Origin of the sequence: Bradyrhizobium uaiense, assembly GCF_010811875.1 — a bacterium.
GTDB lineage: Bacteria > Pseudomonadota > Alphaproteobacteria > Rhizobiales > Xanthobacteraceae > Bradyrhizobium > Bradyrhizobium uaiense.
Genome location: NZ_VKHP01000180.1, coordinates 1 through 20,103, shown reverse-complemented (window position 1 = coordinate 20,103; position 20,103 = coordinate 1). Strand labels below are relative to the sequence as shown.

Annotated in this window: 24 protein-coding genes; 17 read left to right on the top strand and 7 right to left on the bottom strand. The window is 64.8% G+C overall.

The features are described 5' to 3' along the window. The first annotated feature begins 176 nt into the window (after nt 1–176). The gene (locus tag FNJ47_RS32665; protein WP_175068449.1) at nt 177–386 is read left to right on the top strand and encodes a hypothetical protein; all 210 of its coding nucleotides are present in this window, start codon (nt 177–179) and stop codon (nt 384–386) included. Between the two features lie 11 nt (nt 387–397). Here the strand turns inward: FNJ47_RS32665 and FNJ47_RS32660 are convergent, their stop codons facing one another. Then, nucleotides 398–751: an MmcQ/YjbR family DNA-binding protein gene (locus FNJ47_RS32660; protein WP_163160050.1), complete on the bottom strand. Its 354-nt coding sequence runs from the start codon at nt 749–751 to the stop codon at nt 398–400. A 51-nt stretch (nt 752–802) separates the two neighbouring features. Here FNJ47_RS32660 and FNJ47_RS32655 point away from each other — a divergent pair, with 51 nt between their 5' ends. The 3 genes from FNJ47_RS32655 to FNJ47_RS32645 all read left to right on the top strand — a co-directional run bounded on the left by FNJ47_RS32655 (nt 803) and on the right by FNJ47_RS32645 (nt 2,753). After that, nucleotides 803–1,087 (top strand): hypothetical protein, encoded by a 285-nt coding sequence (locus FNJ47_RS32655; protein ID WP_163160049.1) that lies wholly within the window; start codon nt 803–805, stop codon nt 1,085–1,087. Nucleotides 1,088–1,287: 200 nt separating this feature from the next. After that, nucleotides 1,288–1,860 (top strand): PadR family transcriptional regulator, encoded by a 573-nt coding sequence (locus FNJ47_RS32650; RefSeq protein WP_430649431.1) that lies wholly within the window; start codon nt 1,288–1,290, stop codon nt 1,858–1,860. Between the two features lie 194 nt (nt 1,861–2,054). Beyond that, nucleotides 2,055–2,753: a GNAT family N-acetyltransferase gene (locus FNJ47_RS32645; RefSeq protein ID WP_163160048.1), complete on the top strand. Its 699-nt coding sequence runs from the start codon at nt 2,055–2,057 to the stop codon at nt 2,751–2,753. A gap of 7 nt (nt 2,754–2,760) precedes the next feature. Here the strand turns inward: FNJ47_RS32645 and FNJ47_RS32640 are convergent, their stop codons facing one another. Further along, nucleotides 2,761–3,114 (bottom strand): hypothetical protein, encoded by a 354-nt coding sequence (locus tag FNJ47_RS32640; RefSeq protein ID WP_163160047.1) that lies wholly within the window; start codon nt 3,112–3,114, stop codon nt 2,761–2,763. 59 nt (nt 3,115–3,173) lie between these two features. Between FNJ47_RS32640 and FNJ47_RS32635 the strand changes: the two genes are divergently transcribed. The 7 genes from FNJ47_RS32635 (at nt 3,174) to FNJ47_RS32605 (ending at nt 9,150) form a co-directional block, all read left to right on the top strand. Further along, a complete protein-coding gene (locus tag FNJ47_RS32635) occupies nt 3,174–3,554 on the top strand; it encodes a hypothetical protein (RefSeq protein ID WP_163160046.1) in 381 nt (126 codons plus the stop codon). Further along, nucleotides 3,551–4,165, top strand: coding sequence for a hypothetical protein (locus tag FNJ47_RS32630; protein ID WP_163160045.1), 615 nt, complete (start codon nt 3,551–3,553; stop codon nt 4,163–4,165). The genes FNJ47_RS32635 and FNJ47_RS32630 overlap by 4 nt, the downstream gene beginning before the upstream one ends. Before the next feature lie 136 nt (nt 4,166–4,301). Beyond that, the gene (locus tag FNJ47_RS32625) at nt 4,302–4,991 is read left to right on the top strand and encodes a GntR family transcriptional regulator (RefSeq protein WP_163160044.1); all 690 of its coding nucleotides are present in this window, start codon (nt 4,302–4,304) and stop codon (nt 4,989–4,991) included. After that, nucleotides 4,988–6,253: a dicarboxylate/amino acid:cation symporter gene (locus tag FNJ47_RS32620; protein ID WP_236000223.1), complete on the top strand. Its 1,266-nt coding sequence runs from the start codon at nt 4,988–4,990 to the stop codon at nt 6,251–6,253. Before FNJ47_RS32625 ends, FNJ47_RS32620 begins: the two co-directional genes overlap by 4 nt. After that, nucleotides 6,253–7,320 (top strand): GntG family PLP-dependent aldolase, encoded by a 1,068-nt coding sequence (locus FNJ47_RS32615; protein ID WP_163160043.1) that lies wholly within the window; start codon nt 6,253–6,255, stop codon nt 7,318–7,320. Before FNJ47_RS32620 ends, FNJ47_RS32615 begins: the two co-directional genes overlap by 1 nt. A 113-nt stretch (nt 7,321–7,433) precedes the next feature. After that, a complete protein-coding gene (gene hchA / locus FNJ47_RS32610) occupies nt 7,434–8,309 on the top strand; it encodes a glyoxalase III HchA (protein ID WP_163160042.1) in 876 nt (291 codons plus the stop codon). Between the two features lie 136 nt (nt 8,310–8,445). Continuing rightward, nucleotides 8,446–9,150, top strand: coding sequence for a PA1136 family autoinducer-binding transcriptional regulator (locus FNJ47_RS32605; protein ID WP_163160041.1), 705 nt, complete (start codon nt 8,446–8,448; stop codon nt 9,148–9,150). 49 nt (nt 9,151–9,199) lie between these two features. Here FNJ47_RS32605 and FNJ47_RS32600 read toward each other — a convergent pair whose 3' ends face one another. Beyond that, nucleotides 9,200–10,141, bottom strand: a complete 942-nt coding sequence (locus FNJ47_RS32600) for a LysR family transcriptional regulator (RefSeq protein ID WP_163160040.1) — start codon at nt 10,139–10,141, stop codon at nt 9,200–9,202. A 96-nt stretch (nt 10,142–10,237) separates the two neighbouring features. On the opposite strand from FNJ47_RS32600, the gene FNJ47_RS32595 reads away from it, so the two are divergent. The 3 genes from FNJ47_RS32595 to ilvD all read left to right on the top strand — a co-directional run bounded on the left by FNJ47_RS32595 (nt 10,238) and on the right by ilvD (nt 13,668). Next, nucleotides 10,238–11,461, top strand: a complete 1,224-nt coding sequence (locus tag FNJ47_RS32595) for an MFS transporter (protein WP_163160039.1) — start codon at nt 10,238–10,240, stop codon at nt 11,459–11,461. A gap of 64 nt (nt 11,462–11,525) precedes the next feature. Next, nucleotides 11,526–11,876, top strand: a complete 351-nt coding sequence (locus tag FNJ47_RS32590) for a Lin0512 family protein (protein WP_163160038.1) — start codon at nt 11,526–11,528, stop codon at nt 11,874–11,876. A 64-nt stretch (nt 11,877–11,940) separates the two neighbouring features. After that, the gene (ilvD, locus tag FNJ47_RS32585) at nt 11,941–13,668 is read left to right on the top strand and encodes a dihydroxy-acid dehydratase domain-containing protein (RefSeq protein ID WP_163160037.1); all 1,728 of its coding nucleotides are present in this window, start codon (nt 11,941–11,943) and stop codon (nt 13,666–13,668) included. Nucleotides 13,669–13,706: 38 nt separating this feature from the next. On the opposite strand, the gene FNJ47_RS32580 is transcribed toward ilvD, so the two are convergent. After that, nucleotides 13,707–14,588, bottom strand: coding sequence for an SDR family oxidoreductase (locus FNJ47_RS32580; RefSeq protein WP_163160036.1), 882 nt, complete (start codon nt 14,586–14,588; stop codon nt 13,707–13,709). A gap of 78 nt (nt 14,589–14,666) precedes the next feature. On the opposite strand from FNJ47_RS32580, the gene FNJ47_RS32575 reads away from it, so the two are divergent. Continuing rightward, entirely contained in the window at nt 14,667–15,371 is a 705-nt protein-coding gene (locus tag FNJ47_RS32575) for a glutathione S-transferase family protein (RefSeq protein WP_163160035.1), read from the top strand. On the opposite strand, the gene FNJ47_RS32570 is transcribed toward FNJ47_RS32575, so the two are convergent. Both FNJ47_RS32570 and FNJ47_RS49960 read right to left on the bottom strand, forming a co-directional pair. Beyond that, on the bottom strand, nt 15,368–15,919 hold the full coding sequence (locus FNJ47_RS32570; protein ID WP_163160034.1) for a disulfide bond formation protein B: 552 nt from the start codon (nt 15,917–15,919) through the stop codon (nt 15,368–15,370). The genes FNJ47_RS32575 and FNJ47_RS32570 overlap by 4 nt on opposite strands. A gap of 8 nt (nt 15,920–15,927) precedes the next feature. Then, nucleotides 15,928–16,086, bottom strand: coding sequence for a DUF5993 family protein (locus FNJ47_RS49960; protein WP_165445965.1), 159 nt, complete (start codon nt 16,084–16,086; stop codon nt 15,928–15,930). A gap of 144 nt (nt 16,087–16,230) precedes the next feature. Between FNJ47_RS49960 and FNJ47_RS32565 the strand changes: the two genes are divergently transcribed. Further along, a complete protein-coding gene (locus FNJ47_RS32565) occupies nt 16,231–17,559 on the top strand; it encodes a dicarboxylate/amino acid:cation symporter (RefSeq protein WP_163160033.1) in 1,329 nt (442 codons plus the stop codon). Between the two features lie 267 nt (nt 17,560–17,826). Next, the gene (locus FNJ47_RS32560) at nt 17,827–18,468 is read left to right on the top strand and encodes a glutathione S-transferase family protein (protein WP_163160032.1); all 642 of its coding nucleotides are present in this window, start codon (nt 17,827–17,829) and stop codon (nt 18,466–18,468) included. 157 nt (nt 18,469–18,625) lie between these two features. On the opposite strand, the gene FNJ47_RS32555 is transcribed toward FNJ47_RS32560, so the two are convergent. Beyond that, a complete protein-coding gene (locus tag FNJ47_RS32555) occupies nt 18,626–19,135 on the bottom strand; it encodes a lipocalin-like domain-containing protein (RefSeq protein ID WP_163160031.1) in 510 nt (169 codons plus the stop codon). Nucleotides 19,136–20,103 lie beyond the last annotated feature (968 nt).

Sequence of the window (20,103 nt, the reverse complement as noted above, 5' to 3'; positions counted from 1 at the left end):
GTCGCGCCAAGACGCGCCGCCAGCGCTGAGATCGTCTCAGCGGGACGGCTGCTCGGACCCCGGTTGGGCGTGGTGCCGGGCGTCGCGGCATAGATCGCGTCAGGCCTCGCATAGTCGCCCTTGGCAAAGGTCATGAGCCGGCGCTGATCACGGCGCTGCTGGCGCTGAACGGCGTCGTGCTGCTGTGCTGGGAGCACAAGGCGATCATTGCCGACGTCCTTCCGTTGATACCAGTCAGCAAGGGCAAGCCGCCCACCAAATGGGACGCCAGCCGGTTTGACGTCGTACTGCGTTTCCACCGCGCCAAGGGCGAAGACAAGTTCGCCTTCAAGGAGCTGTTTCCAAAATTGCTGTCGGGCGATTCCGACCAGCCGCTGGGCGGCTGAGCCCCGGCCGGTCAATCGAGCCCGAGCGCCTTGCGCGATTTCCGCGTCAGCTTCGCGGCAATGATTGCGTGCGCCTGATCGAGATAGGCCTTGAGCTCGGCGTCGGGCAGGGCATCGTTGCCGATCAATTGCACCCATTTGGCGCGCGCCAGATACGGCGCCGGCCGCGCCAGCTCCTGCTCGATCAGGAGCTGATAGGCCATGTTCGAAGTCTTGAACATGAAGCCGCCGGAGCGCTCGATGAAGCCGCCGGCCAGCGCGAACATCTTGCCGCCGACCTTGAACACCGACGTGCCCTCCCATTGCACCACCTTGGTGGCGGCGGGCAGGCGCAGGCAGTGTGTTTCGAAGGTCTTGGGGCGCATGGATCACGGGATTGAGTGGAATGTTCACCGTCAACGTCGCATATTTGCGACATGGGCAGTACCCTTCCAAATTGGCTTAGGGGCGTCACCACCGCGCGCGTCGCGACGTATTGCGTCGCGCTCCTGATGGCGGCGCTCTTCCTCTATGGTCTCGCCAGGTTTCCGGATGCTCCACTGCACATTTGCGCCAGCGGATACTGTGGAAAGCAGGGCCAACCTCACACGCTTTCCGAGTACACCGATTTCAAGGTTTGGGAGCGGGCGCTCTTCATCTGTTGGCCCGTCGGCATGATCACGCTGTTTCTGCTCCAACGTTGGACGAGCAGCCGCAAATGACCCCTCAAGATTCCTGAAGCCCCAAAGCACCGCCCGGAGCGGCCGGCCGGCAAAGGGCGCGGTCATTCACGGAAACGTGGGTTGGCGTTCTTCGATCTATAGATATATCGTAAGATATGTTTTTAGTAAGGAAGTGAACAATGAGACGATCGATGTTTCGCGACCGGGACGATGACGGCTTCCGGTTCGGGTTTTTCGCCATGGGCCGGCACGGCCGGGGCGGTCACCGCTTTGGCCGCGGCGGCCATGGCTTCTTCGGACGGGGCGGCGGCGGCGATTTTCCGGGATCGCGGCGGCTCTCGTCGCAGGATCTGCAACTCGTGATCCTGGCGCTGCTCGGCGAGCAGCCGGCGCACGGCTACGAGCTGATCAAGAAGATCGAGGAGCGGTCGGACGGCTTCTACAGCCCGAGCCCGGGCGTGATCTATCCGGCGCTGACATTCCTCGAGGAGATCGGGCACGCCAGCGTCACCAAGGACGCGGCGCGCAAGCTCTACAGCATCACCGAGCAGGGCAAGGCGCATCTCGCCGAGAACCGCGCCACTGCGGACACCATTCTCGAAGCGCTGTCGCGGATCGGCCGTCGCATGGAGGAGGTTCGCGAAGCCTTCGCCGGCGTGAGCGATCTCGACAGCGAGGCGTCCGACGATATTCACCGCGCGCGTCACGCGCTGAAGAGCGCGCTGCGGCAGAAGCGCGGCTGCGATGCCGCCGAGGCGCGGCGCATCGCGAAAATCCTCGACCGCGCGGCCGCTGAAATCCTGCAGCAATGACGCAGCCGCAAGTTCGTGTGCGATCAGAAATGGCTTCGTGCCGCTCAAGGGTGGCACCGAGCTCTGCCTGAGCCACCAGGCGCGAAGACTGAAAATCCTGCTGGCGTGATTGTGAGCCGCAACGGCATCACGCCACGCTGGATTTTGTCGGCGCTTCTTGCTCTGCTCCAAGAAAATCAGGAGCGAAGCGCCGTATGTCCGAAGTCCCGTCCATTCACCCGCTTGATCGCCCGATCTGGAGCGCGCTGACCACACGGCAACGCGACCTGGCGCAAGGCGGCGCCGATGCCCGCCGCTTTCCGCTCGCGATCGCCCCCTTCGCCGACATGGTCGACATGTCGCCGGAGAGTTTTGCCGCGCTCGGCGCGCTGTTGTCGGGACAGGAGTTCGCGGTGCTGTTCACGCCCGATCCTGTTCCCGTGCCGCCGGAGTTCAAGGTGCTGCTGGCTGAGACCGGCGAGCAGATGATCGGCACGCCTGCGGATTTTTCTGCGCCCGGCGTCGAGATCGTCAGGCTCGGCGCTGCCGACGTTCCCGCAATGATGGCGTTGACGGAACTGACGAAACCCGGACCGTTCAGCGCGCGGGCCCATGAGCTCGGCAACTTTTTCGGCATCCGCGTTGGCGGCGAGCTGGTCGCGATGACCGGGGAGCGGATGAAGCCGGGGAACTATACCGAGATGACCGCGGTCTGCGTGCATCCGGACCACCGCGGCCGCGGCTACGCGCAGGCGCTGCTGTCTGCGGTCGGCCGCCAGATCGTGGCGCGCGGCGAGATTCCGTTCCTGCACGTCTTCACCAGCAATGTCTCGGCGATCGCGCTGTACCGACGCCAGGGCATGGGGATCCGCCGCCGTCTGCACATCACGGTGCTGCAGAAGCCGGGCCAATAAGAGAGGCTCAGGCTAGCCGGTTGCCGGCGAGGTGCACCGTGCGCTTGTCGCAACTGGGATCGATCGCGACGGGGGTGGTCGCGATCTTGCCGCGTGCGGCGACGTTGTTGCTTATCTCGACATTCCTGGCGCGGCCGACGAAGATCGCGCTGTCCGGCTTGATGCCGAAGAAATCGCCGGCCCCGAAGGCGTTGCCGCGCACAAAAGTCTGGCCGATCACATTGCCGGCGATCCTGGCGCCGTCGGCATTGCTGACGAAGATCGCGTAGATGTAGGAATCGTCGATGTGATTGCCTTCGATGATGACGTGCCGGTTCTGGAAATTGTCCTGAAATCCCTTGGCCCCTTCCGGCGGCACCATGCCGACGTAGATCGCGCTGAGTGTTCCGCTGCCGCTGGTCCTCCAAGGTCGGACCGCGCGTGACCGCAGTGAAGTGCGAGCCGTCGGAGTTGGTCGAGATCAGGCGGTCGGTCGCTGCGCCCTTCGGCCGGGGGCCCGGAACGACCGAGACCTTTTGCAGCATCATCGAGCCGTCGCCGCCATTCTCGACGATGCCCATGCCCGGCGAGGCCAAGAGCTTCAGGTCGATCAGGCTGGTGGCGACGCTGGAGTCCACGGCGATGGCGTGCGCGCCGCCGTTTGCGATGGTCACGACATCACCAACTGCGATCGGCAGCTGGCTCGGGAAACGATCGTTGGCACTCCAGTGCAGATGCACCTTGATCAAGCCGTCGACGAGGCGCGTGGTATGGGCCGGTGAGAGGAAATCCCTGGCGCCGGTCTTCAGTGCACGGTTATGACGGTCCATCACCTTGAAGAAGCCATCCGTAAAGGTGGCCAGCAGCGCAGCATCGTCGGGATAGCCGGGGTCGACCTTCACCGTGATATCGACCGCCTGCTTGTCGAAGGCCGTGATCGTGCCCTGGGTGAAGGGCAGCGGGTCGTAGTCGATGGTGAGATCGCGGAGGGTGAGGCGGTTGCAGCCGGAGATCGCGAAGATCCCGCTGCGCGTCGTGTTGATCAGCTGCGCGCCATTGCCGTTGAGCTCGAAGCCGTGCAGCTGCCTGAACGCGAGCGGCCGCTTGATCCGGTAGCTGGCGTTCTTCTCGAGGTTGATGACGATGTGAACCGGCCCGGCCTTGCTCGCCTCCGCCGCTGCCTTGGCGACGGCAGCCAGCGCTTTGGCGAAGGCCGCGTCGGCGTCGCCGCCCGACGTCGCCGTGAAGGTCGCCATGTCGAAGCTGGCCGCGCCGGGGACCGACACTTGTTCGGCACGGCTTTCGCTGCCGAGCAGCGGGCTCGCCACGAAAAGCGAGGCAAGCGTCAGCGCTCGCCGGCGGCTGATCGGCATGGTGCACGGCTCCTTGCGAGACCGGGATCGGTCGCGCGCACTATCCGGCCGCATAGATGAATTGGAGCGAAACGACGGGAAGCTGGCGCGCGGGCTCGCGACGTTGTGAAGGACATCGCTGCCGGGCGGAAGCCCTGCGAATGTCCGACGTGATGAGGCCCCGGCGCGCTTGACATACCACTGACATGATGCTGGTATGTCAGTTATGTCAGCCGCTCTTCACCGCGACCAGGCCTATGCGCGCATCCGCGACCTCGTGATGTCGGGCGAGTTCGCACCGGATGAGCCATTGTCGGAACGCAGCCTGTCGGACCGGCTCGCGCTCGGGCGAACGCCGGTGCGCGAGGCGTTGAAGGCGCTGGCGAAAGACGGCCTGCTCACGATTCATCCGATGCGCGGTACCTTCGTGCGGCAATTGTCGTTCGATGATCTGCGCGAGATCCACGAGCTGCGGCTCGCACTCGAAGGCATGGCGGCCTATCTCGCCGCGACGCGTGGACCGACCGAGGGCCTGGCGCAATGCGCCAGGGAGCTGCGCCGCATCAAGTCGCGCGCCGCGATCGACGTCGAGGAGGCGCAGCAGGCCGGCTGGAGCTTTCACGACGAGCTGTTCCGCGCCACCGGCAACAGCCGGCTGGTCCAGGCCTACGACAATCTGCGCGCGCAAAGCGGGCTCGCGCTGCAAAAGATGCCGCAATACAACGTCGAGCGCACCCGCCAGGCCGTCAGCGAGCATCTCGACATCCATGCCGCGGTCGAGGCGCAGGATCCCGAAGGCGCGCAGCAGCTGATGTGGCGGCATTTGTCGTCGGCATTCGAGGCACGGCTGAGGGCGCTCGGCGCCGTGCGGCCGCACCATTCGGCAATCGGAGACCAGCGCTCATGAGCGAACGATCGGGCCTGCGGCGCGCTTTGAAATTACCGCTCGCGGTTCAGATGTTGATCGGACTGGTCGCGGGCCTTACCGTCGGTCTGCTCTGGCCGGATGTCGGCGCGAGCCTGCGACCGGTCGGCACCGCTTTCGTCGAAGCGGTGAAGATGATCGTGATCCCGGTGGTGCTCTCCTCGGTCGCGCTCGGCATCTACCGGATGGGCAGCGAGCTCAAGGTGCTGGGCCGCGTCGTCGTGATCTGCCTCGGCTATTTCTACCTGGCGACCGTGATCTCGATCCTGATCGGGCTCCTGCTCAACGGGATCTTCCATCCCGGCGCCGGCGCGCCGTTGGCGGCGACCGGGAAGGTGCCGGCCAACCTCGCGGTGTCGGTCGACTGGATCAAGTTCTTCATGGACATGATCCCGTCCAACATCGTGGCGGCAATGGCCGAGCAGAAGATCCTGCCGACGCTCGTGTTCGCGATCCTGTTCGGGTTGGCGCTGGCCTCGATCGGCAAAGTCGGCGAGCCGATGGTTGCTGTCCTCGAAGCCGTGATGGCGGCGATGTTCAAGATGACCAAGTGGATCACGTCGCTGGCGCCGATCGCGGTGTTCGCGATCATGTCCTGGCTGTTCGCGACCCAGGGGCTGGCGACGGTGGTCGCGCTCGCCAAGCTCGTGGCCGTGATGTATCTCGGCCTCGCCATCATGGTCGTGATCTTCTGGCTGATCCTGCTTGCGATCGGCGAGAAGCCGATCGCGGTGACCAAGGCGGTGATGGAGCCGATGCTGCTGGCATTCTCCACCCGCTCCTCGGAGGTCACGCTGCCGCTCCACATGGAGAAGCTGCAGGCGATGGGTGTGCCGAACCGGATCGTCTCGGTGGTGCTGCCGCTCGGTTACGCCTTCAACCGCGACGGTGCGATCATGTACTTCGCGCTTGCCGTGACATTTCTGGCCGAGGCCTATGGCGTGACACTGACCTGGTCGACGCTCCTGACCATCGTGATGGTCACCACCATCGCCAGCAAGGGCAGCGCCAACGTTCCCTCCGGCGGCCTCGTCGCCATCGCCATGGTGTTGTCGGCGATCGGCCTGCCGGTCGAGGCGCTCGCGATCATCGCCGGCGTCGATGCCTTCCTCGACATGGGCCGTACTGCGATCAACGTGTTCGGCAACACGGTTGCGGTGAAGCTGGTGCAGCGCTTTGGCGGCGAGCTTCCCGTCGAGACGCCGGAAGCTGCGCCGTTTGCGCTGAAGACCCAGGACGCATGATGAGCTCAGCCCATCCACAGTGCGCGGCCGAGATCGTCGACCTGCGCAGCGATACCGTGACATTGCCGACGGATGCCATGTTCGAGGCGATGCGCAGTGCGCCGCTCGGCGACGACAGCCGCGACGGCGATCCGACCGTGCGCGCGCTCGAGCAGAAGGCGGCCGATCTGGCCGGCAAGACCGCGGCCTTGTTCGTGCCGAGCGGCACCATGGGAAATCTGCTGGCAATGCTTGCGCATGGGGGGCGGGGCGGGGAGGTGTTTTCCGACGCCGGCGCGCATCTGTTCAATTCGGAGATCGGCAGCGTGGTGACGGTGGCGGGCCTGGTGCCGCGACCGATCCCGAGCCATCGCGGCGCGATGCAGGAGGAGCCGCTGGCGCAGGCCATCAGCGCCACCGCATCGGCGGGACGGCCGCGACCGGCGCTGATCTGGATGGAGACCACTCACAATGGTGCCGGCGGCGCCGTGCTGCCGCTGGCGCACATGGCGCGGGTTCATGCACTCGGCCGCAGCAACGGCATTGCCGTCCATGTCGACGGGGCGCGTCTGTTCAACGCGGCCGTGGCGCTCGGGGGGAGCGCCCAGCAGATTGCCGCGCATGCCGACAGCTTGATGTTCTGCGTCTCGAAGGGACTGAGCGCGCCGATCGGCAGCCTGCTGGTCGGCGATGCCGCCCTGATTGCGCAAGCGCGGGCATTCCGCCGCTTCATCGGCGGCAACATGCGCCAGGCCGGTGTGATCGCCGCCGCCGGCCTCGTCGCGCTCAACAGCATGATCGCGCGTCTGCGCGACGATCATGAGGCGGCTCAACGACTCGCACGCGGGCTGGCGTGGCTCGACCCGGCGCTCGCCGAGCCCGGCCATGTGCAGACCAACATCCTGCGCATCGATACGTCGGGCAGCGCGCAGAGTGCAGCCGAGTGGGCATCGCGCCTCAAAGCGCACGACATCCTGGTGCAGGCCAGCGGCGCAAGCCAACTTCGCCTTGTCACGCATCGCCATATCGATCGTGCGGCGGTCGAGCGGACGCTGGCGGCGTTTGCGGCGGTCGCGCCGAAGGCGTGATGCGTCACCAGACTTGTCCTTCTCACGCGTCATTGAGGGAAATCCCCCATTCGTGATTTCGCACGTCGGGCTTACCTTTGCCGGACCGCAACACGACGAGAGAGGATATCTCGATGTCCGAGCAATCCCAGGACAAGCGTCCCGTAGCCGATCCGGCGGAGAACAACGCCTTTTTTCCGTCGCCTTACTCGCTTGGGCAGTTCACCTCGGCCAAGTCGGATCTCTCCGGCGCGGACTATCCCAACGCCTACAAGGGCGGCCGCTGGAAAATTCTGATGATCGCCGCCGACGAGCGCTATCTGCTGTTGCAGAACGGCACGATGTTCTCGACAGGCAATCATCCGGTCGAGACCTTGTTGCCGATGTATCACCTCGACAAGGCCGGCTTCGAATTCGACATCGCGACCGTGTCCGGCAATCCGGTCAAGTTTGAGCTCTGGGCGTTCCCGAAGGAGGACGACGCGGTCAAGAGCATCTACCAGAAATATCTCGGCAGGCTGAAGCAGCCGCTCAAGCTCTCCGACGTGATCGAAAACAAGCTGGGCAAGGATTCAGACTACGTCGCGGTGTTCATTCCGGGCGGCCATGGGGCGCTGATCGGTCTTCCCGAAAGCCTCGATGTGAAGGCCACTCTGAAATGGGCGCTCGACAACGACAAGCATATCATCTCGCTCTGCCATGGCCCGGCGGCGCTGCTGGCGTCCGCGGTCGGCGAGGCCAAGGGCGACTATCCCTTCAAGGGCTACAAGATCTGCGCATTCCCCGACGCCATCGATCGCACGACGCCCGATACAGGCTACATGCCGGGCGCGCTGACCTGGGCCTTCGGCGAACAGCTGCAGGCGCTCGGCGTCGAGATTCTGAACGAGGACATCACCGGCAAGACGTATCAGGATCGCAAGCTGATCACCGGTGACAGTCCGTTCGCCGCCAACAATGTCGGCAAGGCGGCCGCAAAGGCCTTGCTCGATACGCTCGGCGGGCGTTGAAGCCAACGGTTAGGCAGGCGGCGAGGCGAACCCACCACGCCACCCGCTCGGCTTGCAGGTCTATTCGGGTTGAGGGAAACTCCTCAACACGCTTGGCCGCTCACGGCCGGGCTTGCCGAAACTCGATGGCATCGACATGGACCGTTACATCGAAGCCGTGGTTGCGATCGAGGGCAGTGAGAGCTTGTCCGCGATCCAGTCGGCTGTGCGGTCGACCAGCGTGCCGCTTGGCTACGACCGGTTCGTGATGTTCTCGGCGTCGCCGGCGCGTGAGGATCTGGTTGACAGCATCTACTGGGTCGAGGGCGACTGGTTCGGCAAGGGCGTGACGGTCGATGCCGAGACCTATGTCCGGCATTGCCCGGTGACGCGCAATTTCCTCAATGTGGATGAGCCGTTTTTCTGGACCAAGGTGATGTCGGCGCGCGGTGAGAAATACCGCGTGGTGCGCACACCGCGCGGACCGGGTTTCCACGGATTGCAGGTCCCGGTGTTCGGGCGCACCGGGCTCGAAGGTGCGATGAGCTTCGCCGGGACGCGGATCGATGCGTCGGCGCGGACACGCGCGGTGCTGACCATGATCGGCGCCGCGGCCTTCCGCGCCGCCCGACGGCTGATCGAAGCGCACGAGCCGAACGGTGCGTCGAGCCTGTCGCCGCGCGAGCGTGAAGTGTTGCGCTGGGTCGCCGCAGGCCGGCGGCAGGCCGATATAGCGGCCTCGCTCGGGCTGTCGGAACGCACGGTCGAGAACCATCTGCGACGGGTGCGGCTTCGGCTGGGTGTCGCGACAACGGCGCAAGCCATCCGGCTCGCGATCCGCAGCGGCGAGATCGAGGTTTGAGGCGCTTGCGAGCGGACCGTAGCGGGAGCGGACGAGCAACAGCGGCGGCTCAGTGTTTCTTCGCCGCCGTCGCCTTGGTCTTCGGCGTGTGCTTGCGCGCGGCAATCCGCGTCAGCGCATCCGCAAACGTGCGTGCGGCGGGGCCGAGCGGTTCGTCGAGCCGGTGCGCGAGATAGGCTTCCATCGCGAGTGCGGCGTTGCGGCCGAGCGCGCCGGTTTCGACCCGCACCAGGCGACGCTCCCTGAGGTCGCGCGACACCTGCCAGAGCGGCAGCCGGCCCCAGCCGAGCCCGGCGAGGATCATGGCGTGCTTGGTGTCCTGATTGCTCACCCGGCAGATCTGCGGCGAGAGCACACCGAAGCTGCGGCCCTCCGACAGCGGCGTCGGATCCGACAGCACGATCTGCAAATGATCGGCGAGGTCGGCGACGGTCTTGCGACCGCGACGCGCGAGCGGATGGCTTGCGGATGCGACGGCGACCATCTGCACCGCGCAGATGGCGTCGAGCGCGAGGCGGGGATCGCGAAAATCCTCGCCGACGGTCACGGCGAGCGCGCTGCGCCGTTCGGTCAGGGCGGCGATCGGCCCACCCATCGGTTCGACTGCAAGCCGAACGCTCACGGACGGATAGGCGGCCCGCATCTCCGTCAGCGCCGCGCCGACGGCGGCGATCGGAAACAGCGTGTCGACGACGAGCGCAAGTTCCGACTCCACCCCTTCGCCGAGGCCGTGGGCCCGCGCCCGCATCGCGTCGACGCGGAGCAGGATGTCGCGCGCGTTGCCGAGCAACGCCTTGCCTTCGGCCGTCAGCGCCGGGCGATGGCTGGAGCGATCGAACAGCATGAGGCCGAGCTCGGCCTCGAGATTGGCGACCGCGTGGCTGACCGCGGACTGCACCCGCGCCAGCCTGGTCGCGGCGGCGCGAAAGCTGCCGCTCTCGGCGATGGCGACAAAGACCCGGATCTGATCGAGCGTGAGGTTATCGAGCATGATCTATGAAATCGATCAATTGGATGCAAAACATATCACTCCTGTCGATGGCCTGGAAACGCTATTTGTCATGGGTTGAGCAGGGGTAGTGAACGCATGACGATCGAGACGGCCGTGGTGCAGCAGAGCGAGACGAAGCGATGGGCGACGGTTGCCATCGTGATGGGCTGCGGGATCGGCGCCGCCCTGCAGGTCGGGAAGGTGCCGATCGCCGCGTCGATGTTGCAGCAGAGCCTCGGCATCGACCTCGCCGCGGTCGGAACGGTCGCAGGTGTCTTTGCGGTGTTAGGGCTGGTCGGCAGCGTCCCGGCTGGCGTCGTGATCGCCGCGGTTGGTACGCGCAGGGTGTTGCTATGCGGGCTGGCCTCGATCGCGCTCGGTGCGGCTTCGGGCGCGCTGGCGCCGCAGCTTACAGTGCTCGTGGCATCACGCCTGCTGGAAGGGCTCGGCTTCCTGCTGGTGATGGTCGCAGCGCCCGCATTGCTCGATCGTGTCGTCGATGTCGGCGCGCGCGACGTCACCATGGCGGTGTGGAGCTGCGTGATGCCGTTCGGGATCGCGCTGGCGTTGGTCGCCGGTCCGATGTTCGGGAGCTGGCGCGCGATCTGGTGGGCCAGCGCTGCTTTTGCCGCCGTGCTGTTCGTGCTCGTCGGCATCTTCGTGCCGGGCGTGGCATCGCGGACCGGCCCGGCGCGCACCGGGCTGTTGCAGGAGGCGACCGCGCTGGCGCGTCGGCGCACCCCGGCGCTGCTGATGGTGCTGTTTGCGCTTTACAGCCTGATGTTCTTTGCGCTGTTCAGCTTCCTGCCGATCCTTTTGACCGAGCGGCTCGGCGTCTCCAGCCAGAGCGCCGGCGGGCTCAGTGCCTTGGCGGCGGCCGGCAACGTCGTCGGCAATCTCACCGCAGGCAAGCTGCTCGCGCGCGGCGCGAGCCGCACCCTGCTGATCGCCGTGGCCGCAATCGTGATGGGCGCCTCCGCGCTCGGAATTTTCCTGCCGGCGCTCGGCGGGTGGGGGGCATTCCTTCTGTGCCTGCTGTTCTCCGCGACCGGCGGACTGATCCCCGCGACATTGCTTGCGACCGCACCCGCGGCGGCGCGCTCGGCGGCGATGGTGCCGGTCATGATGGGGCTCTTGATGACGGGCAGCAATTTCGGCCAGGTGACCGGGCCGATTGCGGTCGGCACGGTGGTCTCGGCGTGGGGCTGGGGCGCGGCCTCCGTCATGGTGGTTGCGGCGGCAATCCTTGCCGGCCTCGCGGCATGGATGCTCGCGCGCGGCGATCACAACCGCGTGGGTGAGGCAAGGGGCCCGGCTTGACGCCGGGGGCGTGGCGGTCGAAGGAGTGATCAGTCTCTCACGCCAACGACAACAGGAAAGTTTCATGACACGCGTGCGCTGTATCACCGAAATGGGCATGGGCGTCGACGTTCACGGCCGCGACGCCACCAAGGCCGCCAAGCGGGCGGTCTCGGACGCGATCCGCCATTCCAGCCTCGGCTTCTTCCGCATGCTCGGCAAGACCGCCAACGACATGTTCGTCGATGTCACGATCGCCGTGCCGAATCCCGAAGATGTCGATATCGAAGCGGTCGCCAGGGAACTGCCCTATGGCACCAAGACGGTGAAGGCGATCGGGGGCGGGCTCGAGATTCCGTCCGATCTCGGCAACGATCCGATCCTGATCGCGAACGCCGCCGTCATCGTCAGCTTCGACGACGGCAAGGGCGCCTGATCGGCCAGATGCGCGTATCGGGCTCGCCAACGAGCCCGCAACCAATCAAAGGGTGGAAATCATCGTGACCCAGGACAACGCGACCAAGGACAGCAGCGAATATTGGAAGCGAGCCCGCGTCGAGTTGCGTGCGGCCGGCTTCGAGCCCGACCGCGCCATCGCGACCAACGCCGTGGTCACGATTGCGAGCGCCTACACCAATGCGCATCGCTGCAACAACCGGGTGCGGACCATCACCGATCTCCTGGTCGAGCTGCTCGCCGAACGCGGCGGGCAGGGGCTGATTGTCGGCGCGCCGGCTGTGTCGGATGCGCTGACCCAGGGATCACCGACCGCTGGTTATAGTTTGGTGTCGCGTGACGTCGTCGCCGATTGCTTCGAGATCGGCCACTATGCCCATCACGGCGATGCGATGATCGTGATCTCCGGTTGCGACAAGACCGGTGCCGCGGCGCTGATGCCGCTGGCGCGCACCAATGCGTTTGGCCTCGTGCTCTATCCCGGCACCAGCTCGCCGGGGCGGGTGTCGTTCGGTGCGTGGGCCGCCCAGGGCGAAAACCTCACCATCATGGACTATGCCGAGGGCCGGGCCGCGCACGAGGCCGGCCGGATCTCGGCGGACGAGATGCTCGAGCTCGAGCGCAATGTAATGCCGGGCAGCGGCACCTGCGGTGCGATGTTCACCGCCAACACGATGAGCACGATCGCGGAGGCGATCGGCATGATGCTGCCGCGCGGTGCCTCGCATCCGGCCGACTACGGCGCCGGCAAGGATATTCATGCCGACGTGCGTGCCCAGGCCCGCGCCTCGGTCGATGCGCTGTACCGGCTGATGGCGGCAGGCATCCGGCCACGCGACATCATGACCGAACGCGCCTTCGACAATGCGATCGCGACGGTCTATGCGATGGGCGGTTCGACCAACATGTATTTGCATCTGCTCGCGGTGGCGCGCGAGGCGCAGGTGCCGATCACGATCGAGCGCGTGCAGGCGGTGGGCGAGCGGATTCCGCTGCTCGCCAATTTGCAGCCGCATGGTCCGTTCGCGATGGGCAGCCTGCATGCGATCGGCGGCGTGCCGGTGGTGATGAAGGAATTGCTGCGCAACGGCCTGCTGCATGGTGACGTCATGACGGTGACCGGCAAGACGCTGGCGGAGAATCTCGCCGCGGTGCCGACGCTGGACGAGATGGCACGTCAGGAGGTCGTTTCGCCGGTGTCGAATCCGGTGGCGCCGCCGAACCGGCATATAAGTGTGCTCAAGGGCAATATCGCTCCCGAAAGCTGCCTCTTGAGGCTGTCGGGCAAGACGCTGGAGAAGGGCGTCTTCCGCGGCACGGCGCGGGTGTTCGACTCCGAGGCCGATACCATGGCGGCGATCCGCGCCGGCTCGATAAAGCCCGGCACCGTCATCGTGGTGCGAAATGTCGGTCCGGTCGGCGGCCCCGGCATGCCGGAAATGGTGATGCTGACGATCCAGCTGCAGGGTCGCGGTCTTGGCGAGGACGTTGCGCTGATCACCGACGGCCGCTTCTCCGGGGTCTCGCACGGCATCCTGATCGGGCACATCTCGCCCGAGGCGGCGCGCGGCGGACCGATCGCGGCGGTGCGCGATGGTGACATCATCGTGATCGATCCGGTGGCGCGGACCCTGAATGTCGAGCTCTCCGCCGATGAGATCGCGAGCCGCATGGCCGCCTGGCGCGCGCCGCAGTACACTGTGCGGCCGGGATCGGTGCACGACAAATACACAAGGCTGGTGTCATCGGCCCATTACGGGTGCGTGCTCTGACGGTCCGGTGCACGGAGATCGGTGAGGGCGGCGGCACGCTAGCCGCCGCCGCTGAAATAATCCGGCTTGCCGGTGGTCCAGGTCTCGCCCCAATGCTGGCCGCCGCCGTCGACGGTCAGCATCTCGCCGGTGATGAATTTGCCCGACGGCGCGGCGAGGTAGACGGCGGCTTCCGCGATGTCCCACGGGGTGCCCGGGCGCATCATCGGATTGGAGCGCGGATAGGCGGCGCGCGCCGACTCGCTGTAGACGTTCCAGCCCTCGGTCTCGATCGCGCCGGGCGCGATGCAGTTGATGCGGATGTGCAGCGGCGCCCATTCGACCGCGAGCGCGCGCGACAGCCCGATCACGCCGGAGCGCGCCGCGATCGAGTGGGCGATGCCGTAGAGCCCGTGGGTCGTGACCACGACGATATTGACGATGCTGCCGGGATGCGCGCGGTCGCGCCAGCGCTGCGCCGCGGCCTGCATCATGTACCAGGTGCCGTTGAGATTGGTGTTGATCACCGCATTCCAGCCCTTGATCGAGACATCGATCGCGGCTTGCGGGAACTGGCCGCCGGCGCTGTTGACGAGGTGATCGACGCGGCCATGCTCGGTCCACAGCGTATCGAACGTCGCGTTGACCGCGTCGGCATCCCTGATGTCGGCGACATGCGCGGACGCCTTCAGGCCACGATGGCCGAGATGATCGACCAGCGCATCGAGCTTGTCGGCATTACGGCCGACCACGACGACATGGGCGCCGAGCCTGGCGAACAGCCATGCGATGGCACGGCCGATGCCGCCGGCACCGCCGGACACGACGACCACCTGACCGGCCAGCGCATCGGCTGCGAACACGGTCGGATGTGCTGCGAGCTCGTCGTCGGAGAGGCCGAGCTTTGTGCCTGTCGCTTGATCGTTCCCTTGATCGTTCATGGCCGGTTGCAGACCTTGCGGCTTTCACTTGGCTCCGTACATTAGCCACCCAACAACAACCGTGCAAAGAATGTCGACATGACCGACCTCTCAGCTTTCCCCATCACAAAGCGCTGGCCGGCCCAGCATCCGGACCGCCTGCAGCTCTATTCGCTGCCGACGCCGAACGGCGTGAAGGTCTCGATCATGCTCGAGGAGATCGGGCTGCCCTACGAGGTGCATCTGGTCGACTTCAACAAGGACGACCAGAAGACGCCGGAGTTCCTGTCGCTGAACCCGAACGGCAAGATCCCGGCGATCCTCGATCCCAACGGTCCCGGCGGCAAGCCGCTGCCGTTGTTCGAATCCGGCGCCATCCTGCAATATCTCGCCGAGAAGACCGGCAAGCTGCTGCCTCAGGATGCGGCGCGTCGCTACCAGGCGATCCAGTGGGTGCATTTCCAGATCGGCGGCATCGGGCCGATGTTCGGCCAGGTCGGCTTCTTCCACAAATTCGCCGGCAAGGACTATGAGGACAAGCGGCCGTTGCAGCGCTACGTCGCGGAGTCCGCGCGCCTGCTCGGCGTGATGGAGACGCATCTCGCCGGACGGCAATGGTTCATGGACGATGAATACTCCATCGCCGACATCTCGATGCTCGGATGGGTGCGCAATCTGATCGGCTTCTACGGCGCGCGCGAGCTGGTCGAATTCGACCGGTTCACCCACGTCGCGGCCTGGCTCGAGCGCGGTCTCAAGCGGCCGGCGGTGGAACGCGGGCTGAATATCCCGAAGCGCGCCTAACCCCGCTTCAACAGCTCATACACGACCGGATTGTCGGCGCAGGCGCCGAAGCCGCATTCGAGCAAGGTCGAGAGCACGTTCAGTGCCGTCAGCCCGACCACCAGCCACACCGCTCCTTGCGCGAACCTGCCGGGCGCGGCGACTTGTGCTGCGCGGTGATCGAACTGGCGGTCGAACAGCAGCATCGCGGCGAGCAGGATGATCGCTGCGATGAACCCGATCAGCGCCCACGTATAATAGTGATAGCCGAGCAGCGCCGACCCGTAGCCGGCGTCACCGGGCAGGATGTGCAGCAGCACCTGCCTTGTCGAGACCGCGGCACCGAGGACCGCGGTCAGCAGCGACAAGCCATAATGGCTCGGCCGCGGTCCGAAGCGGATGTTCAGGATCGGTCCGATCGCCAGCAGCGCAAACAGGGTGCGCTGCAACAAGCACAGCGGGCAGGGCAGCTCGTGCAGCAGCAGTTGCGCCGCAAAGGCTGCGGCGAGCAGCAGCGCCAGGCCGTAAAGCGCGAGGGCATTGAGGGTCACCGCCTGGGTATCGGTCATGGCCGGCCTCAGAACGACAAAGTGAGACGGTCGGTGGCGTGGTGCAGCAACGTTGCGACGCAAGCGACCAGGATCACCGCGAACAATCCGATCGCGACGGGACGCGGACCACGCCAGGCCACCAGCATGGCGATGGTGATGGCGAGAAACAGTACGGTGAATTCCATCCTCAGCCTCCGGGGTGCGAGCCGGTCGTAGTCTATGACAGATTCGTGTGCGCGCGCGGCGGCCGCGAATGGGCATTGTCGCTTGCGCGCGGCTCCGCCAAGATGGCATCACCAGTCGAGTTCTTTTCCAGCCCGGGGCACCTCATGACCACAGACGCGATCAAGCCCGCCGCCCATCACCAGCATCAGCCCTGGTACAAGGTCCTTTACGTCCAGGTGCTGATCGCGATCTTCGCGGGGGTCCTGATCGGGCATTTCTATCCTGATCTCGGCAAGGCATTGAAGCCGCTCGGCGACGGGTTCATCGCGCTGATCAAGATGATGATCGCGCCGGTGATCTTCTGCACCGTGGTCCACGGCATCTCCTCGATGGGCGATCTCAAGCGTGTCGGCCGGGTCGGGTTGAAGACCCTGATCTATTTCGAGGCGGTGTCCACGGTCGCGCTCGCATTCGGCCTGATCGTTGGCGAATTGCTGCAACCGGGTCGAGGGTTCAACATCGATCCGTCCACGATTGATCCGAAGTCGGTCGCCACTTACGTGACGCAGGCCAAGGAGCAGGGCATCGTCGCCCATCTGATGGCGATCATCCCGGACAGCTATCTCGGTGCGGTGGCACGCGGCGACCTGCTGCAGGTGCTGCTGATCTCGATCCTGTCAGGGTTTGCCATCGCGCTGATGGGGCCGGCCGGCGAGCCGATATCGGCGGCGATCGACAAGGCGGCCAAGATGTTCTTTGGCATTATCCGCATCATCGTCCGCGTCGCACCGCTCGGCGCGTTCGGCGCGATGGCCTTCACGGTCGGTGCTTACGGCCTTGGTTCGCTCGCAAATCTGGCAGCGTTGATCGCTACCTTCTATCTCACCAGCATCCTGTTCGTGCTGATCGTGCTCGGCGCGATCGCGCGGCTGGCGGGCTTCTCGATCATCCGCTTCATCGCCTATATCAAGGACGAGCTCCTGATCGTGCTCGGCACCTCGTCGTCGGAGACGGTGCTGCCGCAGTTGATCCAGAAGATGGAGCATCTCGGCGCCTCGCGCTCGGTGGTCGGCCTCGTGGTGCCGACCGGCTACAGCTTCAATCTCGACGGCACCAATATCTACATGACGCTGGCGACGCTGTTCCTGGCGCAGGCCACCAACACGCATCTGACGATCTGGCAGGAGCTCGGCATTCTCGGCATTGCCATGATCACCTCGAAGGGCGCCTCCGGTGTCACCGGGGCCGGCTTCATCACGCTCGCCGCGACGCTGTCGATCGTGCCCGACATTCCGATCCAGTCGATCGCCATCCTGGTCGGCATCGACAAGTTCATGAGCGAGTGCCGCGCGCTGACGAATCTGGTCGGCAACGGCGTCGCCTGTATCGTGATCAGCCTCTCCGAAGGCGAGCTCGACAAGGATGCGTTGCACGAAACCATGGCGCATCCGATCCAACTCGGCGAGGCGCTGGAGCCGGGCGGGAGCGGCTAGGGCAGTATGAAGTGAAGGGGCCGTCGAAGGAGGCGCTGTCAAAATATCGAAAACAACCCCATGCACAGTAGCCGGCGGCGGTCGGCTGTTGACCAGGCCGCTTGACACGTCGGGCAAATCAGGGATATATTTCTAATATTCCGAAATCGCGCGAGCTTCTGCAATCGACTCTCCCGCATCGCGGGCGGAGAGGGAACGCGCCTTGTTCGCGGCCGCAGCTCACCTTTGCGAGTTAGTACGTCCAGCCCAATCCAGGAGCGCCTAAGCATGCTCACCGTCTATGGCGAAGGTCGCGGCTTCCGTGTTGTTTGGCTGCTCGAGGAACTGGGATTGGCCTATCGGCTGCGCCCGGTCGATCTGCTCGCGGTCGACAATGATCGCGACTTCCTCGCCATCAACCCGGCCGGCTTCATTCCCGTATTGCAGGACGGCGAGACGATCATGGTCGAATCGATTGCGATTCTTCAGTACCTGCTCGCCCGCCACGGCTCAGCATCGCTTGCCGTCGCCCCTGATGATCCCGCCTTCGCGTCCTACCTGCAATTTCTCCATTTGGGCGAGGCCGGTCTCGCCGGGCCGATGAACGCCGTCATTGTCGGTCGCCAACTGGCGCCCGCAGCCGAGCGAGATGTCCGGGTGACCGGCTGGGCGCTCGAGACCTTCGAGAGCCGGCTGGGGTTCGTGATCCGCCGCCTCGCGGATTGCCCCTATCTCGCGGGCGACCGCTTCACTGCTGCCGACATCTCGGTGAGCTATGCGCTGCTGCTCGGCCTGCGGACCGGCAACTACGTTCCCGGTTCTGTCGAGCGGGACTATCTCGCCCGCACGACGGCACGTCCTGGCTACATCAGGGCGATGGAAAGCTGCCAGGCCACCAAGGCTTGGGCGGCGAGATCACCGGGATTGTAGTGCTCGCTTCAAATCGGCCGTGGCTCCGCGCTTGCAAGTCTACTGCGTAGGCCGTGTACTCGTTGAGCGGCTGGCGCCCGATGTCCGCTAACAGCTGCGCAAATGCGGACGTCTCCCGAGATCGCCGAAGGGCCAACAGCGGAATCGCCCGAGCCGATCACTTTGCTCGTTTCCAAGTGACGTCGACCACATCGCTACCCGAAGGACGGACGGTCAGCGTTAGTTGGTCCTCGGCAATCGTCACGAGGCGCTTCTGATCGGTGCCATTCCAGTTTGGGAAAGAGCTCCCCTCGACGTGAATTGTGATGCTACGATCTGCCTCGCTGGTCGAATATGTTCCGAAATAGGTTATCGTTCCGTCGGCCGTATCCTTGTTTTCTTCTGGCGTACCTTGCCACAAGGCGTTGCTCGCATACTTCGGGCGTTCTGACTTCATCACCGTGATGATGTAGTGTCCATCCGCATCGAAGAACGCAATACCCTTCGGGCCAGTCCCGTAACGCCTGACGATCGTGCCGTCAGCCTTCTTCTGCTCCCAAGCGATCAGGGTCCACGTACCGATTAGCTGCTGCTTGACTGACTGCATCTGACCTATCGCGCCGGATGTCATGGTGAACACTCCAAGAGCCGTGATCGAGCACGCGGCGAGAATCGCCCGCAACCTCATCGGTCTCTCCCCTAAGCGAGTTCGCAATCTTGTGATGTTAGCATGGGTGCAGCCAATCGAGGTAGGCAGACGTTCTGGTCGGCGTGTCCGCATTGGGTCAAAGCTGCCAAAGACGGCTGACCGCCCCGACGTCCGCTGTTGGCCCAGAAGCAGACCAAATCGCATTTCAAGGTTTGGCCCACTCCGGGCCAGTGCCGTAAGGCGGCACTCACGGGCACTGAACTCGCTTTTCATGCACTTTGCGGTGCTAAAAAGGGCCGTTTGCTTTTGCGCGAATTCTTTGGACCACGCGTGCATGTCTGCTCTCGCGACTGCTTCCAACATAATCCCGCGCACAGGATCGTCTCGAAGCGTTCCGAGAACGATACCCTGTCCGACGCCAACGCGGGTACAGCCTCCGATGTAGACAAATATCCTCAAGTACTTGGCATCGATCGATCCCCTAATCACTCGATCAACTCGCGCGTTCATTACGATCGTCTGGTTGCCACGCGCGTCGCCTACTTGCGTCTCGTCATAGATCGTTGCTTCTATGACGACCGGTGCGTCGATGTCGGTCGGGACGTGCTCGAATACGATCCCGCGTTCGAAGCTTGGCCCCAGACAGGCAAATGCGCTGGTGCAAAGGGTGCAACAGGCAGCCAGAGAAACCGCCCATGTGCGCATATAGGCAAGCCAGTTATTGATCATTACAAGAGAATGACAACTCGCTGCGATGTCCGCTTCGGGTCACCAACGTCGCCCTCTGCAATAGACGTCGGCCTGTCGATTTCCACTATGCTCCGTTAGCGACCAACGGCGCGTGGCGGTGCAATATGTCGCGAAGGGCCAAACTCAGACAAAAGGTTCGGAGACAGGCGGTCTGCTCACTGGCCCGGTTGGGCAGGTGGGCTGGGCCAATCCGATCGCAGATTGTTCGGGTTATTCCGATCGAATAAGTCCTGCCTAATAAGGCCGCTCGGGCGAGG